Source organism: Streptomyces sp. NPDC003635 (assembly GCF_053587635.1).
Genome location: NZ_JBSFOK010000003.1, coordinates 38,202 through 58,221 on the forward strand (window position 1 = coordinate 38,202; position 20,020 = coordinate 58,221).

The following is a 20,020-nucleotide window of genomic DNA, read 5'->3' on the forward strand; positions in this document are numbered from 1 at the left end:
GTCAGCGAGTGCTTAGTAGCACTCCTTGACACCCGTCGACAGCTTCATCGACAGACCGCTGAGCTTGAAGGTTCCGGCGGTGGTCGCCCACGCCGTCTGCTTCACGTCCTTCAGGACGACCGAGTCGGCCTGCTGGGCGAACCCGAACGGGTTGGCCTGCTCCTTGCCGCCCTTCATGCCCGGACCCTTGGTGGCGTCCTTGGCGGCCACACCGATGTCGATGCCCTTGAACGTGGCATCGGCCTCGAGGTCGGCGACGTCGATGTACAGGTTCTCGGCCTCGACCGGCTTGTCCGGGTCCTGGCCGGCTCGCAGGATGAGGCTGACGCTCCCGAGCAGCGGGATGTCAGGCGTGACAACCGACTGGCACAGGCTGTTGATGGTCGCGGACTTGAACGCCGAGACCGCGACGGGGTGAACCGTCTTCTTGCCGGTGAGCGTGTAGCCCTCATCGAGGGCGCCGTACTGGGCGAAGCCCGTACCGTCGAGCTGCTTGGTCGTCACCTTGAACGACTGGCCCGACACGCTGAACGACGCGGCGAGAGCGCCCTGCGCGAGGGCGACACCTATCGCTGCCGTGGCGGCCACGCTGGGCACCATCACGACGGCGAACCGCTTCCATCTGGTCCCGCCACGCACCTGGGACTCCATATTTCCTCCTTCTCGGACGTACATCTCCTGGCCCTGACTGGCCTGTTCGACTCGACGGCTCAGCCGGGCAGGGATGGGAGAAGTGCTACGTCCTCGGTAAGGAGAGCGCCCGCGGTCGACGGCGCGAACCGCGCCCGAATCACCGGCGATCACCCCCGAGCGACAACCACTGGTCGCGCCTGACACGCATCACGCACAACCTTGCTGGACAGGCTTCGCCGAGTGGGCGAAGACCCCCCTGTCCAAGAGCCGGCGCCACTGCCGCCGGCTCTGCTCGGTGGGGACCCTGGGCTCCCGGCGACCCGACCGGCTGTCGGGTAGTACGGGAATGGACCGAGCGTCGCCGATCGTGGTGCATTCTCGCCGCCCGCACAAGGGGCTTCGTTACTCGGTAGTAACGGGCGGATAACCGAACAACGACCCGTGGGTCTCGGACAGCCACACAGGGTGGCGTCAAGCGGGCGGACAAATGCCTGAATGGCCGGACAGAATCCGACAGAACAACGCCCTGGACTTACTGCAAGTAACAGCGGCCGCGATTACCAAGATTTGGTAAAGCGCGGCCGCACTGACGCTCCGTCGGCAGTTCTTTCACTCGGGCAACACGTGCCCTCGCGTTTAGTGACTGGTCAGAACGGGGCTGCCGACCCGATCAGAACAGGGCGCGCGCAAGTGCCCTGCGCGCCGCCGCGACCCGCGGGTCCTCGGCCCCGACAACCTCGAACAGCTCGAGCAGCCGCAGTCGTACGGCCTCCCGCTCGTCGCCCGCCGTGCGCTGCACCGTCTCGATGAGCCGCCCGAAGGCGTCCTCCACATGTCCGCCCACCAAGTCCAGGTCGGCCGCGGCGATCTGGGCCCGCGCGTCCCCGGGATTGGCGGCCGCGTCCTTGCGTACCTGCTGCGGATCGGCACCCTGCACCCGCTGCAGCAACTCGGCCTGCGCGAGACCGAGTTTGGCCTCGGTGTTCGCCGGGTCCTCACTCAGCACGTTCCGGTACGCCTGGACCGCCCCGCCGAAGTCCCCCGCGTCCAGGGCCTGTACGGCGGCCTCCAGCAGCGCGTCGTACGGACCGGCCTCAGTCGCGGGGGCCGCCTGGGCGCCCGCGCCGGGCTCGGCGTCCGGGTCGACGGCCAGTCCGGTGAGCCCGAACCGCTGCTCGGCCACGGTCACCAGTTGGTCGAGGGTCTCGCGGATCTGCGCCTCACCGGCGGCACCCTGGAAGAGCGGCAGCGCCTGCCCGGCGACGACGGCGAAGACCGCGGGGATCCCCTGCACGCCGAACTGCTGCATCAGCATCTGGTTGGCGTCGACGTCGATCTTGGCGAGGACGAAACGGCCGTTGTACTCGACGGCGAGCCGCTCCAGCACCGGGCTGAGCTGCTTGCAGGGCTGGCACCACTGGGCCCAGAAGTCGATGACGACGGGCACCTCGGTGGACCGCTGAAGTACGTCTCGCTCGAACCCGGCCTCGTCGACGTCGATGACGAGGTCGGCGGGCGAGACGGCCCCTCCCCCGCCCTGCCGGGCCGCTTCGGCGCGCGCCTGCTCCGCCTTCGCCTTGGCCTCCTGGGCCGCCTTCACCGCGGCGAGGTCGACGACTCCGCTCATGGACATGTTCCGTGGCTGCATGCGCCTATCCTCCCCCGTTCTCGCGCGCGAGTGAAAAGCGATGAGAAAGCCGGTCGAGCTTCTCTGTTGTTCGACTGTTTTCGACGCCGGGTCCCCACCCCACGCCAGTGGTTTCGCTACGAGTCGTAGCGTAATGGCACCGGGTGCCTCCGGTACACCGGGTCCTGGTGATCTCCCTCACGGCGTCAACGGGAACCGGACGTGGTTAAGGTCTGGGCATGCAGAGCAGCACTCCCGCCCCGCGCGCCACAGGGCGCCCCCGCAGCGCCGCGGCCGACGCCGCGATCCTCGCGGCGACGCGGGAGGCGCTGGTGGAGCTGGGCTGGTCGAAACTGACCCTGTCGGACGTCGCGGTCCGGGCAGGGGTGGCGAAGACGACGCTGTACCGCCGCTGGTCGGGCAAGAACGAACTGGTGGTCGACGCGGTGGCGGAACTCTTCGACGAACTCGAACTGCCGGACCGCGGAACGCTGGGCGCGGACATCGAGGGCGTGGTCCTGCAGTTCGCGGCCATCCTGGCCCGCCCGGAGGCCAAGAGCGGCCTGATGGCGGTGGTCGCGGAGTCGACGCGCGACGAAGCGCTCCGCGAACGCATCCGCGCCTCCATCGTCGACCGGCAAAAACGCCTGGTCCTGGAGGGCAGGTCCCGAGCCCAGGCCCGAGGCGAACTCCCCCCGTCCACGGACGAGTCGGAGGCCGCCCGCACGGTCGACCTCATCTTCGACGTGGTGGCGGGCGCGGTGGTCCACCGCTGCCTGGTCAGCGCGGAACCGGCGGACGAGGAGTGGGTCCGAAGCTTTACGACGGTGCTGGTGGCCGGCCTGGCGGCAGCGGCTTCCTGACCGCGGCCGTGCCGGCCACCGAAGGGTCAGGTCAGAAGCCGGCCGGCTCCGTGTACACCCCCCACTCGTCGCGCAGCACGCCGCAGATCTCGCCCAGCGTCGCCTCCGCGCGCACCGCGTCCAGCATCGGCTCGATCATGTTGGAACCGTCCCGCGCCGCCGCGAGCATCGCGTCCAGCGAGGAGCGCACCGCCGCCTCGTCCCGCGCCGCCTTCCGGCCGCCCAGCACCCGCACCTGCTCCCGCTCCACCTCATGGCTCACCCGCAGGATCTCCAGATCCCCGGTGACCGAGCCGTGATGGACGTTCACGCCCACCACCCTCTTGTCGCCCTTCTCCAGGGACTGCTGGTAGCGGAAGGCGGACTCGGCGATCTCGCCGGTGAACCAGCCGTCCTCGATCCCGCGCAGGATGCCGGAGGTGATCGGACCGATGGGGTGCCGGCCGTCGGGGTGCGCCCGCAGCCCCCGCTCCTTGATCTGGTCGAAGATCTTCTCCGCGTCCGCCTCGATCCGGTCCGTGAGCTGCTCCACGTACCAGGCGCCGCCCAACGGGTCCGCCACGTTCGCGACGCCCGTCTCCTCCATCAGCACCTGCTGCGTCCGCAGCGCGATCTCCGCCGCCTGCTCCGAGGGCAGCGCCAGCGTCTCGTCCAGCGCGTTCGTGTGCAGCGAGTTCGTCCCGCCCAGCACCGCCGCCAGCGCCTCCACGGCCGTACGCACGACGTTGTTGTACGGCTGCTGCGCCGTCAGCGAGACACCCGCCGTCTGCGTGTGGAACCGCAGCCACTGCGCCTTCTCCGACCGCGCGCCGTACACGTCCCGCATCCAGCGCGCCCAGATCCGCCGCGCCGCGCGGAACTTGGCGATCTCCTCGAAGAAGTCGACGTGGGCGTCGAAGAAGAAGGACAGGCCGGGGGCGAACACGTCCACGTCCAGGCCACGGGACAGGCCCAGTTCGACGTACCCGAAGCCGTCCGCCAGCGTGTACGCCAGCTCCTGCGCGGCCGTCGCGCCCGCCTCGCGGATGTGGTAGCCGGAGACCGACAGCGGCTTGTACGCGGGGATGCCGGCCGCGCAGTACTCCATGAGGTCGCCGATCAGGCGCAGATGCGGCTCGGGCTGGAAGAGCCACTCCTTCTGCGCGATGTACTCCTTGAAGATGTCCGTCTGGAGCGTGCCGTTCAGCACCGACGGGTCCACGCCCTGCCGCTCCGCCGCCACCAGGTACATGCAGAACACCGGCACCGCCGGGCCGCTGATCGTCATCGAGGTGGTGACATCGCCCAGCGGGATGTCCTTGAACAGGACCTCCATGTCCGCCGCCGAGTCGATCGCCACCCCGCAGTGGCCGACCTCGCCCAGTGAGCGCGGGTCGTCGGAGTCGCGGCCCATGAGCGTCGGCATGTCGAAGGCGACCGACAGGCCCCCGCCGCCGTTGGCGAGGATCATCTTGTAGCGCTCGTTGGTCTGCTCGGCGTTGCCGAACCCGGCGAACTGCCGGATCGTCCAGGTGCGCCCTCGGTATCCGGTCGGGTACAGCCCGCGCGTGAAGGGGTACTCCCCCGGCCAGCCGATCCGCTCGAAGCCGTCATAGGTGTCCCCGGGGCGGGGGCCGTACACCGGCTCCACGGGGTCTCCGGAGAGCGTGGTGAAGTCAGCGTCGCGCTTGCGCGCGGCGTCGTACCGGGCCTGCCAGCGACGGCGGCCTTCCTCGAGGGCGTCAGCGTCCATACCTCCAAATTACTAGGACGTCCTAGTAAATGTCGACGGCTGACGGTGATCAACTAGGACGTCCTAGTAACGCGGCAGCAAGAACCGCCGGACGCTCGAGGCGTCCGGCGGGATGCGGTCACGCCTTCGCGACCGCCGGCGCGTCCTCGCCGACCTGCGCGTCCAGCTCGCGGCTGATCTTCCGCTCCACGAAGAACGCGGCCGTCGGAATCGTCCCGGCGAGCAGGACCCACAGCTGCTTGGCGACCGGCCACTTCGCCTTGGAGCCCAGGTCGAAGGCGAAGACCAGGTAGACGACGTACAGCCAGCCGTGCGCGATCGAGACGACCCGGGTCGCGTCGGCGGCGCCGTCCAGGTCCAGCGCGTACTTGCCGATCATGCAGAGGCACAGCAGTACCAGGAGCACACCGGTGACGTAGGCCATGACGCGGTAGCGGGTCAGCACGCTCTTTTTCATGCCGACGAGCGTAACGGCACGTTCCGGGCGATCTTTCCCCGGGTCACCGGTCCCGCAACCGGGTCACTGCTCCTCGAAGTCGTGCGCGGAGATCCGCAGCGGCCGCAGCATCGCGAAGATCTCCGCGCACTCCTCGGCGTCGTACACCCCGAGCCCGAAGTCCATCGCCATCAGGTCGCGCGTGGCCGCCTCGACCACCTCGCGACCCTTCTCCGTGATGGAGGCGAGCGTGCCGCGTCCGTCGTTGGGGTTGGGGCGCTTGTCCACCAGGCCCGACCTCACCAGCCGGTCGACCGTGTTCGTCACCGACGTGGGGTGCACCATCAGCCGCTCGCCGATCTTGGACATCGGCAGTTCCCCGGCCTTGGAGAAGTTGAGCAGCACCAGCGCCTCGTAGCGCGCGAAGGTCAGGCCGTACGGCTTGACGACCGAGTCGACCTCCGCGAGCAGGATCTGCTGGGCGCGCATGATCGAGGTGATCGCGGCCATCGACGGCACGTTTCCCCAGCGCTGCTTCCAGAGTTCGTCGGCGCGGGCGATGGGATCGAAGGGAAGGCTGAGCGGCTTCGGCACGGCACCAGACCTTACCGGCCGGTCATATGGCGGTCAGCCCCGTCTCGCCCCTCGGTCCCCGGGAGGTCCGCCGGACCTCCCGGACGACTCGGCCGCGGCCCAGGCCATCACCATGCCGACGCCCTGGATGGTCATGATGCCGACGGACCGCACTCGCGAGGCACTCGTACGGCTGCGGGGCCGGGGCCGGGCGGCCCTGCTCGACGAGCTGCTGCACACCACTGGGGATCGCGCTCGCCGCGGGGGCGGCTGATCCATGTCTATTCCGGGATAAATCACATCTTCGTGAAACGATTGGTGACGGAACGTCACCTTCGCTCAAGGGAGCAGCATGCCCCGGCTGATCCACCCCCTCGCGGCTCTCGCGGTGCTCGGACTCACGGCGGGCTGCACCGCCGCCTCCGACGTCGACGAGGCCTCCGTCGCCGGCGCCGCGTCCAAGAAGGCGAGCCGCGCCATCCCCTCCTCTCCGTTCTGGGTCGATCCCGACAGCCCGGCCGCGCGCCAGATCGAGGTGTGGGAGCGGGCGGGCCGTACGCGGGACGCGCAGGTGCTGCGCCGGATCGCCGACCGGCCCGCCGCGCTGTGGCCGGCCGGTGAGACCGACCCGGGCCCCCGGGTCCGCTCGGCGACCGCCGCGGCCTCCGCCGAGGGACGTACGGCGCTGTTCGTGGCGTACGACATTCCGCACCGCGACTGCGGCCAGCACTCCGCGGGCGGGGCCGCGGACGCGGACGCCTACCGGGAGTGGACGGGGAAGTTCGCCGACGCGCTCGGCGAGAGCAAGGCGCTGGTCGTGCTGGAGCCGGACGCGATCGCGCACATGGTGGACGGCTGCACCCCGGCCGAGCTGCACGCCGAGCGGGAGCAGTTGCTGACCGAGGCGATCCGCCGGTTCAAGCGGCAGCCGAACACCCGGGTGTACCTGGACGCGGGCAACCCGTCCTGGATCAAGGAGCCCTGGAAGCTGGTCGAGCCGCTGCGGCGGGCCGGGATCGCCGAGGCGGACGGCTTCGCGCTCAACGTCTCCAACTTCCAGACGACCGAGGACACCAAGGCGTACGGCCGTCAGCTGTCCAAGAGCCTCGGCGGCAAGCACTTCGTCATCGACACCAGCCGCAACGGCAACGGCCCGCTGCCCGGTGTCTGGTGCAACCCGCCGGGCCGCGCGCTGGGCACCCCGCCCACGACGGACACCGGCGAGCCCGCGCTCGACGCCTATCTGTGGGTCAAGCGGCCCGGCGAGTCGGACGGCACCTGCGAGGGCGGTCCGGCGGCCGGCCGGTGGTGGCCGGAGTACGCGCTGACACTGGCCCGCAACTCGCAGTCCTAGCCGGTCACTTCACCTGGATCCACTGTGCCGTCGACGGGGTGCCCTCGGCGTCGGTGACGAAGAGCATGTACCAGCCGGGCGGCACCAGCGCGGGGTCCTCCGGCACGGTGACGGTGACGGAGTCCTCGGACTTGGTCAGCCCCAGCTCGATGGAGCGCTGCTCGACGTCGGTCGTGTGCGTCACCGCGCTCGGGCGCATCAGGCGAGCCTTGACGATCCGCTCGGGGTGATCGGTGCGGTACGTGGCCCGACGGTCGTCGGCCAGGAGCCGGGGGCCGTCCTTCAGTACGGGCCGGGCGGCGCCGTTCTTGTGCAGGGCGGGCGGGGTGAAGATCTCCATGCGCTGCTCGAAGTGGCCGAGCTTGGTGTTCTGCTGGTCGTCGAAGAGCGGGTCCGAGCCGAAGGTGGCGACCCGGCCGTCGGGCAGCAGCAGCGCCTCGGAGTGGTAGTTGCGGCCCACCTTGGGCGCGGCCGCCTCCCTGAAGACGTTGTCCTTGGGGACGTAGAACTGGGCCTTGAGGATGTTGCTGGCGCTGCGGCCGCGGTAGTCCTCGGAGCCGTTCGCGGTGAAGACGGTGTCGTCCGGCATGATCACGCTGTTCAGGTAGCGGGTGCCCTGGGGGAGGTCGGGGCCGTCCTCGAAGACGGGGTTGTCCTTCTTCAGGTCGACCACGGCCGTGCGCGGTGTGGACTTCCTGGACTCGCCGACGCCTCCGCCGCCGAGGATCATCACCTTCTGGTCCTGGGCCGGGGGCAGCAGGAGGGAGGCGGCGGTCTCGGTCTCGTCCGGGTCGCGCAGGCCCGGCACCTTCTGGAAGGTGTTGGTCTTCAGGTCCCACAGGCCCGGTTCGCGGCCCATGTTGTCGGGTCCGTAACCGGCGTTGGCGGCCGGGTAGAAGAGCTTGCCGCCCTTGGTGAGGAACAGGGCGGGATAGGTGGGGAAGTAGCGCTTGGGGCCCGGGGTCCACTTCTTGGTCCTCGGGTCGTAGATCTCGTTGTCCCCGGGGTCGACCACGCCGACGTCGTCGAGGCCCGAGACGGCGAGGACCCGTCCGTCGTCCAGGCCCACCAGGGTCGGGTACCAGCGGGCCTTGTCCATCGGGTCGACCGGGATGTACTTCTCCGCGACGGGGTCGAACTCGTAGGCGGCGCGGATGCCCTGGAAGTCCTGCTTCTCCAGGGTGATCTTCTCGGAGAGGCCGTAGGTGTTGGCCGCGTCCTCACCGGTCAGCCCGACGACCTCGTACTGCGCCTGCCGGTCGGTGACGGACAGGGGGCCCTTCTCGACGGCCTCGACGAAGACGCGGGTCTCGGCGGCGGTGACCTTCGTCTTCCAGGGCTGCATCACTCCGGCCTGGTTGTACGTCACCTTGAAGGTGCGCTTGGCCTTGGGCACGGTGACGTCGAACCGGGTGACGTACTCGACTCCGGCGGGTGAGCGGAAGCGGGTGCCCTTCTTCAGGAACACCGCCTTGTCGGGGTTCTCGTTCTTGACCCGCATCCCGCCGCCGGCCCGCTCGACCTCGCCGTCGAGGAGCTCGTAGCGCGCGGTGCCGCCGGCCACCAGCAGCCGTCCGTCGGGGAGTTGGGCGTGGCCCGAGCAGAAGAAGTCGTCGGGTGTGGGGATCTTCTTGAAGGTGTTCTTCCCCGGGTCCCACAGGACGGTGTCGAAGGACCCCTTGTCGAACTTCTTCTGCTCGTTGCCCGAGCCGGCGACGATCAGCACCTTGCCGGTGTGCAGCAGGGCCGCGTGGATGGCGTTGGTGCGGTACTCCTCGGGGATGTCGACCTGGCTCCAGGAGCCGTACCGGGCCTGGTAGGCGGGCTGGGCGATCTTGTACGCGTGGTACTTCTCGCCCGCGAAGTCCAGCGCCGCCGGGGCGTTGAGGCCGGCCAGGACCGCGATGCCGCCGATGCCGAGGACTCTCTTCTTGGTCTTCTGCGAGGGCTGGTAGGCCATGGCCTAGTTGCCTCCTGTCGAGGTGCCGGGGACGGGGGAGGTCGCTCCGCTGGTGGCGAGGGCCGGTTCGGAGCCCTCGACGGACCGTGCGGCCGGAACCGACGACCCGCGCTGGCGGCGGCCCTTCAGCAGCGTGAGGGCCCACACCGCGACCGGCGCCAGCGAGATCGTCATGGCGAGCACCGCCCAGGTCCGCATGGCCACATGGGTGTGGTCGAGGGCCATGGAGGCGCCCAGCGAGGTGGCGAGAAGGACCGCCCAGCCCAGATGGATGCGGAAGGTGAGCAGCCGGTCCGGGCTGGCGTCGCCGCCCTTGGGGGTGACGACGAACCGGCTGGGCCTGCGGATCAGCGCCTCGCCGAAGGACTTCAGGTAGATCGGCGCCGACAGGGCCGACATCGCCATGCCCGCGAGTCCGCCGGAACCCCGGGGTTCGTGCGGCGAGACGTTGTGCCGCCGGTTCCACAGATACAGGCCGATCTGGAGGGCGGCCGCGTCGCTGTAGAGCATCAGCCAGACGGAGGCGGTGACCTGGGTGCCCGAGGCCCCGAACCAGAGGAAGAGGAAGCAGCTGAGGATGCCGAGGAACCAGTTGACGGCCGTCATCGGGTAGTAGACGAGCATCAGCGTGTACGAGAAGAGGCGGCCCGGAGGCATGGTGAACGGCGCCTTCCAGTACTGCTTGAAGAGGGTCTCGTAGGTTCCCCGCGACCAGCGCATCTGCTGGGTGAAGAAGTCGGTCCAGGAGGCGGGCCCCTCGCCGACGGCGAGCACGTCCGGGGTGTAGACGGACCGCCAGTGCGCGCCCGTGCGCGGATTGCGGCGCCGGTGCAGTTCGAAGCCGGTGGCCATGTCCTCGGTGATGGAGTCGTACAGGCCGCCGATCTGCTGGACGGCGGAGATCCGTACGACGTTGTTGGTGCCGACGAACATGGGGGCGCGGTAGCGGTTGCCGGCGCGCTGGATGAGCGCGTGGAAGAGGAACTGCTGGGACTCGGCGGCCTTGGTGACGGGGTTGTGGTAGTTGCCGTACACCTGCGGACCGACCACGAAGGCGACGTCCGGGTCGCGGAAGTAGCCCATCATCCGCTCGAGGAAGTTCGGGAGCGGGACGTGGTCGGTGTCGACGGAGGCGAAGAACTCGTAGTCGTCGCCGTGCATCGCGATCCACGCGTTGTAGTTGCCGTGCTTGGTGCGGGCCTTGTGGGCGCCCTTGGCGCGGTTCCACTCCGGGACGCCCCGGCGGGTGAAGTGACGGACACCGAGTTCCGCGCAGAGGGCCTTCGCCTGCGCGTCGTCCCCCTCGTCGAGGAGCCAGACGTCGAGGGGGCCGTCGTGGGTGATCCGCTTCGCGCCTTCGAGGGTGGCGCGGACCATGGCGAGGGGCTCCTTGCCCGGGACGTACGTCGTGAGGAAGGCGACACGGGTGCCGGATTCGGGCACGACCGGGACGGGGTCGCGGGCCACGAGGGTGGCGTGGGCGACGGAGGCGACGTTGACGACCATGAAGAACTCGATGAGCCCGATGGATATGAGCATGGTGACGTCGAGCCAGACCAGCCAGCGGTCGGCACCCTCGCGTTCGACCCAGTGCGTGGGCCAGACGAGGTAGACGAGCAGGGCGCCGGTGAGCAGGGGCGCCAGGGCCATCAGGAGGATCGCGCGTATGCGGCGGGGCTCGCGGGACAGCAGCGAGGTGTACTGCACCCGGTACGAAGCACCGGCCGGCTCCGTGAGCGGTCCGGCGAGTCGGCTGTGGGTTTCGTAGTCATAGGCCTCCGGCCGCACAGCGCCCTCCAGTGATCGAGGAGTCATCGACGGTCGTGCCGATACCCCCACACAAAGGGACATTCATGGGCGTGTCGAACTGGAGGCGTCCAGGTGGGTGCCCGTCACTCGGCGAGCAGCCGCCAGGCGGTGAGGGCGATTCGGGCGCGGGTCAGGCCGGTGGGCTCGGTGAGGTCCAGGCCCAGGCTCCGGCCGAGCTGTTCGATTCCGCGGGCCACGCTGCTGTGGTGTGGATGAAGCAGCTCGGCGGCCCGGCGCGGGGAGCCGGCGGCGCGGTAGAGGTCCAGGGTGCGCAGGTCTCCGGGGTGCATACGGCCGATGGCGGCCACGTCGGGATCGGCGCGCACCGCGCCCTCGGGCAGCTCGGCGAGGAGCGTCAGGGCACCCAAGTCGGTGTGGTTGACGACCGGTTCCCGCGCGCTGGTGAAGCGCAGGGCGGTACGCCCCTCCCGCCGGGACCGGTCAGGGCTGCCGGGGCGCCCATGCCCGCGCGGACACCGGCCGGGAGGCGGGCGGGGTCCGGGGCGACGGCGATGCGGACGCCCACGTCGGCGAGCGGGGCGGCCTTCACCAGCCGGGTGGGGCAGAGCTGGGCGCCGATCCGGTCGAGCGGCAGGTCGGAGCGTACGGCGACGACGTGGACCGGGGACTGCGCGGCGAAGCCCAGCAGCCCGAGCGCCCCGCCCCGGGCCGCCTCGTCGGTGTCGGCGCCGATCGCCGAAGTACATCGCCCGGAACGTCATCGAGCACGCCGGGCTGCGACACACGTGCTTCCCGACCGGACCACGCGTCGAGGGACCGCACTCGCGGATGTACGAGGCGCTCTGGGGCGGCATCGACCCGCCGCGCGACTACAGCGTCCACAACATGTCCTGGGTGATGTCGGGCGCTGGTCCGACCTCCACCATGGAGGACCTCAACCGCTTCTCCGGCAGGCTGCTGGACGGCGGGGTCGTCAGCAGGGCCTCGCCGGCCGAGATGCGGCGGACGGTCCCGTGGTCGCCCTGGACGGCTCGACGATCGAGTACGGCCTCGGTCTGCACCAGCTGACCGTCCCGGGCTGCGGGACCTTCCGGGGCCACGCCGGCACGGCCTGGGGCGCCGGCACCGTGTCCCTGACCCGGGCCGAGGGCCGGCGGCAGATGTCCCTCGCGATCAACCTCCAGCGCTGGAACCGGCGGGACGCCGTGACGGAACACCCCATCGACCACGCACTGACGGCGCTGTACGGCGAGGCGATGTGCTCGGACGGGTCAGCGCTGCGTACGCCGTAGGCGGTGCCGGACCGCGCGCTGGGCCACCGGGCCCAGGTCGTCCAGCGCGGCGACCAGGCGCGCGAGCTGTTCCAGCGCGTCCAGGGCCGCACCCGCGCCCTGGGCGTCCACGCCTTCGTACAGCTCGATCCCCACGAAGGAGGCCGCCACGGCTCGCGCGAGGCCCTCCGGGTCCACGAACTCGCCGAACGGCGTCCGCGCCAGGACCCGGGTCAGGACCTGCTCGATCTCGGTGATCCACAGATCGAGTCCGGCGGCCGTGGCCGGGCCGAGGCTCTCATGGGTCTGGGCGCCGGCCAGCAGCTGGCCGAGGAGGGAGACATAGCCGGACGCCCTCTCCTCCTCGTGCATCTCCCGGCCGAAGGCGAGGAGTTCGGAGAGCGAGGTGATGGTGGCGAAGCGGTCGCGGTAGCGGGCGACGCGCTGCTCGGCGCCGTACCGGCAGGCCGCCGCCAGCAGGTCGTTCAGGGAGCCGAAGTGGTAGAAGACCAGCGCCTGGTTGACCCCGGCGGTGGCCGCGACCGTACGGGCCGAGGTCTTGGCGATCCCCTGCTCGGTCAGCGTCCGCAGCGCGCCGTCGAGGAGCTTCGTCTTGGTCTCCAGGGACTTGGCGGTCTCCGGGCTCACGCGCGCGCCTCCTCGCGCACGGGGCGCAGACCGGGCCGTACGCCGCACTGGCGGAGGTCGCCGTAGGTGGCGCGGAAGGAGCCCTCGTAACCGAAGAGCGGCCCGAAGTACCGGTTCACCACCCGGACCTTGACGCGGAAGCGGCCCGTGGCGTCGTCGAAGGACTCGCGCACCTCGGCCGTGGCGCCGATCAGTTCGGGGACCCGGACGTCCACGGCCCCTTCCCGGAACCGGTGTTCGCCGGAGCGGATGAGGAGCGAGCCGTCGGGCTCGGCCCGGAAGTACAGGTCGGTGGCGAGGTGCTGGTGGGTGCCGAGGTAGTCGAGGACCCGGTCGCCCCGGGGGCCCAGCACCATCTGGGCGTCGAAGCGGCGGGAGCGGCCCGGCAGGTCGAAGGTGCGCACGAAGCTCACCGTCTCACGGCCGAAGGTGTCGGTGTACGGCACGTTCTCGATGACGAAGGGCACCCGGCGGCCCTCGCGCGGGACGAGGATGTTGCGAGTGGCGCCGAGAGCGAGGAACGGCTTCACGAACGCCCCGCCGTGCCAGATGCGGTCCATGACACCTCGGCCCGTGCAGGCCTCCCCGCTCGTCAGGCCGACCGAGAAGCGCCGTTGGAGCTGCGGGTGCAGCCGGTCGAAGTCGGCGCCCATCGCGGTGCGGAAGATCGAGGTCATCGCGGGTTCTCCAGGGCCTTGAGGAGTCGGGGGGCGCACGCGCGGGTCGGCGGGCGGCGCAGGCAGCGGCGGGCGGCCGGGGTGTGGGACAGGGGCGCCTTGAAGAGCGCCACGCACACGGCGACGGTGAGCAGCAGCGGGCAGAGGTACGCCATCGAGGCGGCGAAGGGTCCGAACAGCCGCAGCAGGGACTCCAGACCCAGGCCGGTGCAGGCGAAGGCGATGACGAGCGCGCGGACCGTCAGCTCGGCCAGCCAGTTCAGGCGGGCCCGCTCGGGGGTGATGCCCCGCTCCAGCCACAGCCGCAGCCGGTCGAAGGACCAGGCCGTCGCCCAGCCCATGAGCGGACGGAACACGAGCCGGTCGGCGAGCGCGCCCAGGGCGCCCCAGCGGGGCCGGTAGTCGTACCCGGTGAGGAAGCGGACCCCGTCGCCGTCGGGGACGTACCGCCAGTAGCCGCTGCCCTCGGCGAGCAGGGAGAGGGGGTGCGGGGAGGCGAAGCGCAGGGCGGAGGTACGGGTGCCGTCGGGGCGTTCCTTCTCGCCGGCCGAGACTCCGGTACCGGCGACGGTGAGGAAGGGCAGCACGCGCGTGGCGTAGCGGAAACGCTGTGGTTCGCCCTGCGCGCGCGGGAGGTAGTCGATCTCGGTGAAGCGGAGATCCCAGCGCTGGTGCTGGGACGGCTCCTGCGTACGTGACCAGAGGTCGTCGAGATCGGCGCGGATCCGCGCCTCTATGTACAGACCGGTGTGCCTCACGCGAATCCCCCAGGTCGGCAAGGAGTTTGAGCGACTGCTCAAACTTTCTGAGGAGGAAGCTACACGGTTTTGAGCGACTGCTCAAACAGCGGGCACGAGAAAACCCCGGCCCGCGCGGGGCCGGGGTTTTCCTGTACGGAGCCGCTACTCGGCGGCCAGGTACCGCTCCACGGTCTCCACCTTGGAGGTGAGACCGTCGGTCACTCCGGGGCGGATGTCGGCCTTGAGCACCAGGGACACGCGCGGGGCGCGTGCCTCCACGGCGGCGACGGCACGCTTGACGACGTCCATGACCTCGTCCCAGCTCTCGCCCTCGATCGAGGTGAACATCGCGTCGGTGCGATGCGGCAGACCGGACTCACGCACGACACGGACGGCTTCGGCGACGTACTCCCCCACGTCCTCGCCGACGCCGAGGGGCGTCACGGAGAAGGCGACGATCACGACGTCCTCACCGCGTCCTCCTGACGCGCGCGGAAGGCGATGACCGCGTCCTCGGCCTCGCGCTTGAGCCTGCGCTCGGCGAAGAAGCCGCCGGCGGGCAGCACGGAGAGGACGAAGTAGAGGGCGCCGGTGCCGAGGGACCACTTCGCGCGGTTCCAGGCGTCGGCCCAGAAGATCACGTACAGGACGAACAGGAAGCCGTGGATCGCGCCCATCACGGGCACCGCGTTGAAGTCGGTGGTCCGCTTCAGCACCGAGCAGACCAGCAGGAGGAGGAAGGAGACCGCCTCGGGCCCGGAGACGAGGCGGAGGCGGCGGAGGGCGGAGGCGGTCTTGATGTCCACGGGTCACCTTCGGTGGGAGAGACGTAGGGGTTTGTGAACGCAAGCACAAACGTTCGTCCATTGTGGCAAACGGGCGGGGGTGCTCCGGCCCGGGGGTCGCGGTCCCTCCGTCCCTGAGGGACGTTCAGGGTGCATCTCCACCTACGGGCTCTGTCGGCGCCGGGCCGGCGCCGTTACCTTCGCTGCGTGGCGATGTTCCGACTTCAAGGCAGCAAGGTGCTCGCCGTCGAGATGACCGGGGACGCCGTGAAGGCGAAGAACGGCTCGATGGTCGCGTACGACGGACAGATGGCGTTCAAGAAGCTCAGCGGCGGCGGTGAGGGCATCCGGGGCATGGTGACCCGGCGCCTCACCGGCGAGCAGATGACGGTGATGGAGGTGAAGGGGCACGGGACCTGCTGGTTCGCGGACCGGGCGTCCGAGATCAACCTCGTCGGCCTTCAGGGGGACAAGCTGTACGTGGAATCGAGCAATCTGCTCGCGACCGACGCGGGACTGAGGACCGGCACGTCCTTCACCGGGATGCGCGGCGCCTCGCAGGGCAACGGCCTGTTCACCACGACGGTGGAGGGGCACGGACAGGCGGCGATCACCTCGGACGGCCCGGCGGTCGTGCTGCGGGTCAGCGCGCAGTACCCGCTGACGGTCGACCCCGGCGCGTACATCGCCCACCAGGGCGACCTCCGGCAGTCCTTCCAGTCCGGCGTCACCTTCCGCACCCTGCTCGGCGAGGGCGGCGGCGAGGCCTTCCAGATCCGGTTCGAGGGCGACGGCCTGGTCTACGTCCAGCCCAGCGAGCGGAACACGATCGCGGGGGACGTCTGACATGGCCTTCCGTGAGATCAACTCCAAGATGATCGAGGCGACCGTGCTGCCCGGGCAGCGGCTGTTCAGCCAGCGCGGCGCGATGCTCGCGTACCAGGGCGACGTGTCCTTCACCCCCAGCACCACCGGCGGCCAGGGCGGCCTGATGTCGATGATCGGACGCCGGGTGGCCAACGAGGCCACCCCGCTGATGACCGTCGAGGGCAGCGGGACCGTCCTGTTCGGGCACGGCGGCCATCACGTCCAGGTGATCGGCCTCACCGGGGACACCCTCTACGTCGAGGCGGACCGGCTGCTGGCCTTCGAGGGCACGCTGGAGCAGGGCACGATGTTCATGGGCTCCCAGGGCGGGGTGATGGGCATGGTCCGCGGCCAGGTCACCGGCCAGGGACTGTTCACGACCACCCTGAAGGGACACGGCTCGGTCGCCGTCATGGCACACGGCGGCGTCCTGGAGATCCCCATCAGCCCGCAGCGCCCGGTCCATGTCGACCCGCAGGCCTACGTCGCCCACCACGGCGACGTACGCAACAAGCTGTCGACCGCGCTCGGCTGGCGGGACATGGTGGGCCGGGGCTCCGGCGAGGCCTTCCAGCTGGAGCTGAGCGGTAGCGGCGCGGTGTACGTCCAGGCCTCGGAGGAGAAGCTGTGAGCACCTACCCGGGTGCGGGTCCGGTCGTCCACGACCCGATGACCCTGCCGTCCGACGACAACGTCGACAACTACACCTTCTGCGTCGAGCTCAAGGGGACCCAGTGGTTCCTGCAGAAGGGGAAGATGATCGCCTACTACGGCTCGATCGACTTCAACGGCATCGGGCACGGCCGGCTCGACCGCCTCGTCCGTACGTCCTTCCATTCGCCTCTGCACGCGAGCGACTGGGTCGTCGCCGAGGGCTCGGGCAAGATGCTGCTCGCCGACCGGGCCTTCGACGTGAACTCCTACGACCTGGAAGACGGCAATCTGACCATTCGCTCAGGCAACCTGCTCGCTTTTCAGCCAAGTCTTTCGCTGAAGCAGTCGATTGTGCCGGGTTTTCTGACCCTCATCGGAACCGGAAAGTTCGTGGCCGCGTCTAACGGCCCGGTGGTGTTCATGGAACCCCCGATCCGGGTGGATCCGCAGGCGCTCGTCGGCTGGGCCGACTGCCCCTCCCCGTGCCATCACTACGACTACCAGTACATGACCGGCCTGATGGGCGGCCTACGTGCGATGACAGGCCTCGGAGGGGCCTCCGGAGAGGAGCACCAGTTCGAGTTCGTGGGAGCCGGCACCGTGCTCCTGCAGTCCTCCGAGAGCCTCATGGCCGAGCAGGCGACGGGGGCCGTTCCGCACCAGGCGGGTGTGCCCGGAAGCGGAGGCTCCACAGGTGGCTCACAGCAAGCCGGCGCACCGCGTCTTCCCGGACAGCTGGGGGACCTCCAGCGTCGCTTCGGGCTGTGAGCGGTAGTCTGCGGAGTGTGACGACTTCGAACGCGTGCGCACTGTCACACTGCCCTCACTAGTTCGCTTTTCAACATTTTAGGTAGACTTCATTCATGGAGACCGAGACGGCCACGCGCTGGCTGAGCGATGCGGAGCAGTGCGCCTGGCGCACCCACCTGGAGGTCAACAGGCTGTTGACGTACCAGCTCGAGAGGGACCTCCAGCCGTTCGGCCTGACAATGAACGACTACGAGATCCTGGTGAACCTCTCCGAGTCGGAGGACGTTCGGATGCGGATGAGCGACCTCGCTTCCGCCACCCTCCAGTCCAAGAGCCGCCTCTCCCACCAGATCACGCGCATGGAGAACGCGAACCTGGTCCGGCGCGAGAACTGCGAGTCCGACCGCCGCGGCCTCTACGCCGTCCTCACCGAGCACGGCATGGAGACGATGAAGAAGGTCGCGCCGCATCACGTGGCGTCCGTGCGCCGGCACTTCATCGATCTGCTGACGCCGGAGGCGCTGGTGGAGCTGGACAAGGCCCTCAAGCCGATCGCGGAGCACCTGCGCGGCCAGCGCGGCCGCCCCTGATCCCTAGGCGATCGGCAGGCGGAGTTCGAACAGGGCTCCGCCCGCCGGGGCGTCGCCCACGGTGAGGGTGCCGCCGTGCCGCTCGGCGACATCGCGGGCGATGGCGAGGCCCAGACCGGCGCCGCCGTCGTCGCGACTGCGGGCCTCGTCGAGCCGTACGAACCGCTCGAAGATCCGCTCCCGGTCCTCCTCGGGCACCCCGTCCCCGTCGTCGGCGACCTGAAGGACGGCTCGGTCGCCCGCCCGTCGGACGGTCACCACGACCGCCGAACGGGCGTGCCGGGCGGCGTTGTCGAGCAGATTGCCGAGCACCCGCCCCAGCTGCCCGCGGGATCCGGCGACCTGCACCGGCCCGTCGGCCACCACGCTCACCCCGGCCCGCCCCCCGGCCTCCGCCGCGGCCAGGGCGGCGAGATCCAGCTGGGCGTCACCGGGCCGCTCCCCCGCGTCGAGCCGGGCGAGCAGCAGCAGATCGGCGGCGAGGTGCTGCAGCCGTACGGTGTCCTCGACGGCCCCTTCCAGATCCAGCAACTCCGGGTGTGCGGCGGCCACTTCGAGCTGGGTGCGCAGCGAGGCGATGGGGCTGCGCAGCTCGTGGGAGGCGTCCGCGACGAAGCGCCGCTGGCGCTCGACCGAGGTCTCCAGGGCGGAAAGGGTCTCATTGGTCGTACGGGCCAGCCGCGCGACCTCGTCATGGGTGTCCGGCTCGGGAACCCGCCGGGACAGGTCCTCGGAGGCGGTGATCTCCGCCATCTCGCGCCGGATGCCCTCCACCGGGCGCAGCGCCCGCCGCGTGACGAGCCAGGTCACCGAGCCGACGACCCCGAGCAGCGCGGGCAGCCCGATCAGCATGACGGTGGACGCGGTGGACACGGCGTCCCGCTCGGCCTCCAGCGAGGCGCCGGCGTGGACGACGACGGTCTCGCCGCGCGGGTCGGTGACCTCGAGCTCGGCGAACCGGTACTCGGTGCGCTCCCCGTCGACGGTGGCCCACCCCCGCGTGTGCCCCTCGATGTCACCGACCTCGCCCAGCTCCGGATCGTCCTCGTCGTCCTCGTCCTGGTGTCCGGCCGCGGGGCTGCGGACCGGCGTGACTCCGTCCACACCGGTGCCGCTGACGGCCTCCAGCCCCTCGCTCACGGCCAGCACCCGCCCGTCCCCGTCCACCACCTGCACGGGGTGGTCCTCGTCCAGGTCGAGTTCGCGGTACGGCACGTCCTGCGCGATCTGGGTGGCGACCGAGCGGGCCGCGTCGTCGGCCTCCGAGTCCGCCTGGGCGGTGAGGTCGCCGCGCAGGGTGACCAGCACGACGGCACCGGCGGCGACCAGGGCGACGGCGACGACCAGGGTGGCGGCGAGGGTGGCCCGGGCGCGGACGGACCCGAACAGGCGCCTCATCGCCCGGACTCCAGCCGGTACCCGGCGCCGCGCACGGTGTGGATGAGACCGGCGCCGAGTTTGCGGCGCAGGGTGCTGATGTAGACCTCGACGATGTTGGGGTCGCCGTCGTAGGCGAAGTCCCAGACGTGGTCGAGGATCTCGGCCTTGGAGACGACCTGCCCGGCCCGCAGGGCGAGTTGTTCCAGTACGGCGAACTCCTTGGTGGTGAGCGGGATCTCGGCGCCGTCCCGGAAGACCTGGTGGGCGCCGGTGTCGACGCGCAGGGTCCCGAGGGTGAGCACCGGCGATCCGGCACCGCCGCTTCGCCGGCGCAGCAACGCCTTGACCCGGGCGACGAGCACGACGTACGAGAACGGTTTGGTGAGGTAGTCGTCGGCCCCCGTGTCCAGGCCCTCGGCCTCGTCGTACTCCCCGTCCTTGGCGGTGAGCATGAGGATCGGCACGTCGTTGCCGGCCGCGCGGAGCGCGGAGCAGACCCGGTAGCCGTTCATTCCCGGCAGCATGATGTCGAGCACGACGAGGTCGTACGGCAGTTCAGCGGCCCGGTGCAGCCCTTCCAGCCCGTCGTGCACGACGTCCACGGCGAACCCCTCGGCCGACAGCCCCTTGGCCAGCGACAGGGCCAGCCGCTTCTCGTCCTCCACGATCAACAGGCGCATGTCCCAAGGGTGGCAGAGCGAAGCTGAAGT

24 protein-coding genes are annotated in these 20,020 nt (G+C 70.2%); 9 read left to right on the plus strand and 15 right to left on the minus strand.

The genetic code is table 11. From position 1 onward, the window contains the following. Positions 1 to 12 precede the first annotated feature (12 nt). Entirely contained in the window at positions 13 to 651 is a 639-nt protein-coding gene (locus ACWDRW_RS03875; protein WP_451719662.1) for a DUF6230 family protein, read from the minus strand. A gap of 652 nt (positions 652 to 1,303) precedes the next feature. After that, positions 1,304 to 2,281: a tetratricopeptide repeat protein gene (locus tag ACWDRW_RS03880; protein ID WP_451719665.1), complete on the minus strand. Its 978-nt coding sequence runs from the start codon at positions 2,279 to 2,281 to the stop codon at positions 1,304 to 1,306. 218 nt (positions 2,282 to 2,499) lie between these two features. On the opposite strand from ACWDRW_RS03880, the gene ACWDRW_RS03885 reads away from it, so the two are divergent. After that, positions 2,500 to 3,123, plus strand: a complete 624-nt coding sequence (locus ACWDRW_RS03885) for a TetR/AcrR family transcriptional regulator (protein ID WP_451719668.1) — start codon at positions 2,500 to 2,502, stop codon at positions 3,121 to 3,123. A gap of 31 nt (positions 3,124 to 3,154) precedes the next feature. On the opposite strand, the gene ACWDRW_RS03890 is transcribed toward ACWDRW_RS03885, so the two are convergent. From ACWDRW_RS03890 to ACWDRW_RS03900, 3 genes are all read right to left on the minus strand, one after another. Then, a complete protein-coding gene (locus tag ACWDRW_RS03890) occupies positions 3,155 to 4,855 on the minus strand; it encodes an acyl-CoA mutase large subunit family protein (RefSeq protein WP_451719671.1) in 1,701 nt (566 codons plus the stop codon). Positions 4,856 to 4,973: 118 nt separating this feature from the next. Beyond that, a complete protein-coding gene (locus ACWDRW_RS03895; RefSeq protein WP_451719673.1) occupies positions 4,974 to 5,312 on the minus strand; it encodes a DUF3817 domain-containing protein in 339 nt (112 codons plus the stop codon). A gap of 63 nt (positions 5,313 to 5,375) precedes the next feature. Next, entirely contained in the window at positions 5,376 to 5,885 is a 510-nt protein-coding gene (locus ACWDRW_RS03900) for a MarR family winged helix-turn-helix transcriptional regulator (RefSeq protein ID WP_451719676.1), read from the minus strand. A gap of 112 nt (positions 5,886 to 5,997) precedes the next feature. Between ACWDRW_RS03900 and ACWDRW_RS03905 the strand changes: the two genes are divergently transcribed. Together ACWDRW_RS03905 and ACWDRW_RS03910 are read left to right on the plus strand one after the other, a co-directional pair. Next, positions 5,998 to 6,138: a hypothetical protein gene (locus ACWDRW_RS03905; protein ID WP_451719678.1), complete on the plus strand. Its 141-nt coding sequence runs from the start codon at positions 5,998 to 6,000 to the stop codon at positions 6,136 to 6,138. Between the two features lie 78 nt (positions 6,139 to 6,216). Beyond that, positions 6,217 to 7,218 (plus strand): glycoside hydrolase family 6 protein, encoded by a 1,002-nt coding sequence (locus ACWDRW_RS03910; protein WP_451719680.1) that lies wholly within the window; start codon positions 6,217 to 6,219, stop codon positions 7,216 to 7,218. Between the two features lie 4 nt (positions 7,219 to 7,222). Here the strand turns inward: ACWDRW_RS03910 and ACWDRW_RS03915 are convergent, their stop codons facing one another. From ACWDRW_RS03915 to ACWDRW_RS03925, 3 genes are all read right to left on the minus strand, one after another. Next, positions 7,223 to 9,178 (minus strand): galactose oxidase-like domain-containing protein, encoded by a 1,956-nt coding sequence (locus tag ACWDRW_RS03915; RefSeq protein ID WP_451719683.1) that lies wholly within the window; start codon positions 9,176 to 9,178, stop codon positions 7,223 to 7,225. A 3-nt stretch (positions 9,179 to 9,181) separates the two neighbouring features. Continuing rightward, complete coding sequence (locus ACWDRW_RS03920) at positions 9,182 to 10,966, minus strand: glycosyltransferase family 2 protein (RefSeq protein ID WP_451720352.1); 1,785 nt, start codon at positions 10,964 to 10,966, stop codon at positions 9,182 to 9,184. A gap of 104 nt (positions 10,967 to 11,070) precedes the next feature. Continuing rightward, positions 11,071 to 11,355: a helix-turn-helix domain-containing protein gene (locus tag ACWDRW_RS03925; protein WP_451719685.1), complete on the minus strand. Its 285-nt coding sequence runs from the start codon at positions 11,353 to 11,355 to the stop codon at positions 11,071 to 11,073. A 421-nt stretch (positions 11,356 to 11,776) separates the two neighbouring features. On the opposite strand from ACWDRW_RS03925, the gene ACWDRW_RS03930 reads away from it, so the two are divergent. Together ACWDRW_RS03930 and ACWDRW_RS03935 are read left to right on the plus strand one after the other, a co-directional pair. After that, positions 11,777 to 12,016 carry a hypothetical protein gene (locus tag ACWDRW_RS03930; protein ID WP_451719688.1) on the plus strand — a complete coding sequence of 80 codons (240 nt, stop codon included), beginning with the start codon at positions 11,777 to 11,779 and terminating at the stop codon, positions 12,014 to 12,016. After that, the gene (locus ACWDRW_RS03935) at positions 11,962 to 12,240 is read left to right on the plus strand and encodes a hypothetical protein (RefSeq protein WP_451719690.1); all 279 of its coding nucleotides are present in this window, start codon (positions 11,962 to 11,964) and stop codon (positions 12,238 to 12,240) included. The genes ACWDRW_RS03930 and ACWDRW_RS03935 overlap by 55 nt, the downstream gene beginning before the upstream one ends. Here ACWDRW_RS03935 and ACWDRW_RS03940 read toward each other — a convergent pair. The 5 genes from ACWDRW_RS03940 to ACWDRW_RS03960 form a co-directional block, all read right to left on the minus strand. Further along, positions 12,220 to 12,867, minus strand: coding sequence for a TetR/AcrR family transcriptional regulator (locus ACWDRW_RS03940; protein ID WP_451719693.1), 648 nt, complete (start codon positions 12,865 to 12,867; stop codon positions 12,220 to 12,222). The two genes, ACWDRW_RS03935 and ACWDRW_RS03940, sit on opposite strands and share 21 nt — an antisense overlap. Continuing rightward, the gene (locus tag ACWDRW_RS03945) at positions 12,864 to 13,544 is read right to left on the minus strand and encodes a DUF4166 domain-containing protein (protein WP_451719696.1); all 681 of its coding nucleotides are present in this window, start codon (positions 13,542 to 13,544) and stop codon (positions 12,864 to 12,866) included. The genes ACWDRW_RS03940 and ACWDRW_RS03945 overlap by 4 nt, the downstream gene beginning before the upstream one ends. Next, positions 13,541 to 14,302, minus strand: coding sequence for a hypothetical protein (locus ACWDRW_RS03950; RefSeq protein WP_451719698.1), 762 nt, complete (start codon positions 14,300 to 14,302; stop codon positions 13,541 to 13,543). Before ACWDRW_RS03950 ends, ACWDRW_RS03945 begins: the two co-directional genes overlap by 4 nt. A gap of 144 nt (positions 14,303 to 14,446) precedes the next feature. Further along, positions 14,447 to 14,746, minus strand: a complete 300-nt coding sequence (locus tag ACWDRW_RS03955) for an MTH1187 family thiamine-binding protein (RefSeq protein ID WP_451719701.1) — start codon at positions 14,744 to 14,746, stop codon at positions 14,447 to 14,449. Continuing rightward, on the minus strand, positions 14,743 to 15,090 hold the full coding sequence (locus ACWDRW_RS03960) for a DUF3817 domain-containing protein (protein WP_451719703.1): 348 nt from the start codon (positions 15,088 to 15,090) through the stop codon (positions 14,743 to 14,745). Before ACWDRW_RS03960 ends, ACWDRW_RS03955 begins: the two co-directional genes overlap by 4 nt. A 192-nt stretch (positions 15,091 to 15,282) precedes the next feature. On the opposite strand from ACWDRW_RS03960, the gene ACWDRW_RS03965 reads away from it, so the two are divergent. The 4 genes from ACWDRW_RS03965 to ACWDRW_RS03980 all read left to right on the plus strand — a co-directional run bounded on the left by ACWDRW_RS03965 (position 15,283) and on the right by ACWDRW_RS03980 (position 17,930). Continuing rightward, positions 15,283 to 15,915 (plus strand): AIM24 family protein, encoded by a 633-nt coding sequence (locus ACWDRW_RS03965; protein ID WP_451720354.1) that lies wholly within the window; start codon positions 15,283 to 15,285, stop codon positions 15,913 to 15,915. 1 nt (position 15,916) lies between these two features. Continuing rightward, on the plus strand, positions 15,917 to 16,567 hold the full coding sequence (locus ACWDRW_RS03970; protein ID WP_451719706.1) for an AIM24 family protein: 651 nt from the start codon (positions 15,917 to 15,919) through the stop codon (positions 16,565 to 16,567). Continuing rightward, positions 16,564 to 17,358, plus strand: a complete 795-nt coding sequence (locus ACWDRW_RS03975) for an AIM24 family protein (RefSeq protein WP_451719708.1) — start codon at positions 16,564 to 16,566, stop codon at positions 17,356 to 17,358. The genes ACWDRW_RS03970 and ACWDRW_RS03975 overlap by 4 nt, the downstream gene beginning before the upstream one ends. Positions 17,359 to 17,453: 95 nt before the next feature. Next, positions 17,454 to 17,930: a MarR family winged helix-turn-helix transcriptional regulator gene (locus ACWDRW_RS03980; protein WP_451719710.1), complete on the plus strand. Its 477-nt coding sequence runs from the start codon at positions 17,454 to 17,456 to the stop codon at positions 17,928 to 17,930. Between the two features lie 3 nt (positions 17,931 to 17,933). On the opposite strand, the gene ACWDRW_RS03985 is transcribed toward ACWDRW_RS03980, so the two are convergent. Together ACWDRW_RS03985 and ACWDRW_RS03990 are read right to left on the minus strand one after the other, a co-directional pair. Then, entirely contained in the window at positions 17,934 to 19,328 is a 1,395-nt protein-coding gene (locus ACWDRW_RS03985) for an ATP-binding protein (RefSeq protein WP_451719713.1), read from the minus strand. Next, complete coding sequence (locus tag ACWDRW_RS03990) at positions 19,325 to 19,990, minus strand: response regulator transcription factor (RefSeq protein WP_451719715.1); 666 nt, start codon at positions 19,988 to 19,990, stop codon at positions 19,325 to 19,327. Before ACWDRW_RS03990 ends, ACWDRW_RS03985 begins: the two co-directional genes overlap by 4 nt. Positions 19,991 to 20,020: the final 30 nt, after the last annotated feature.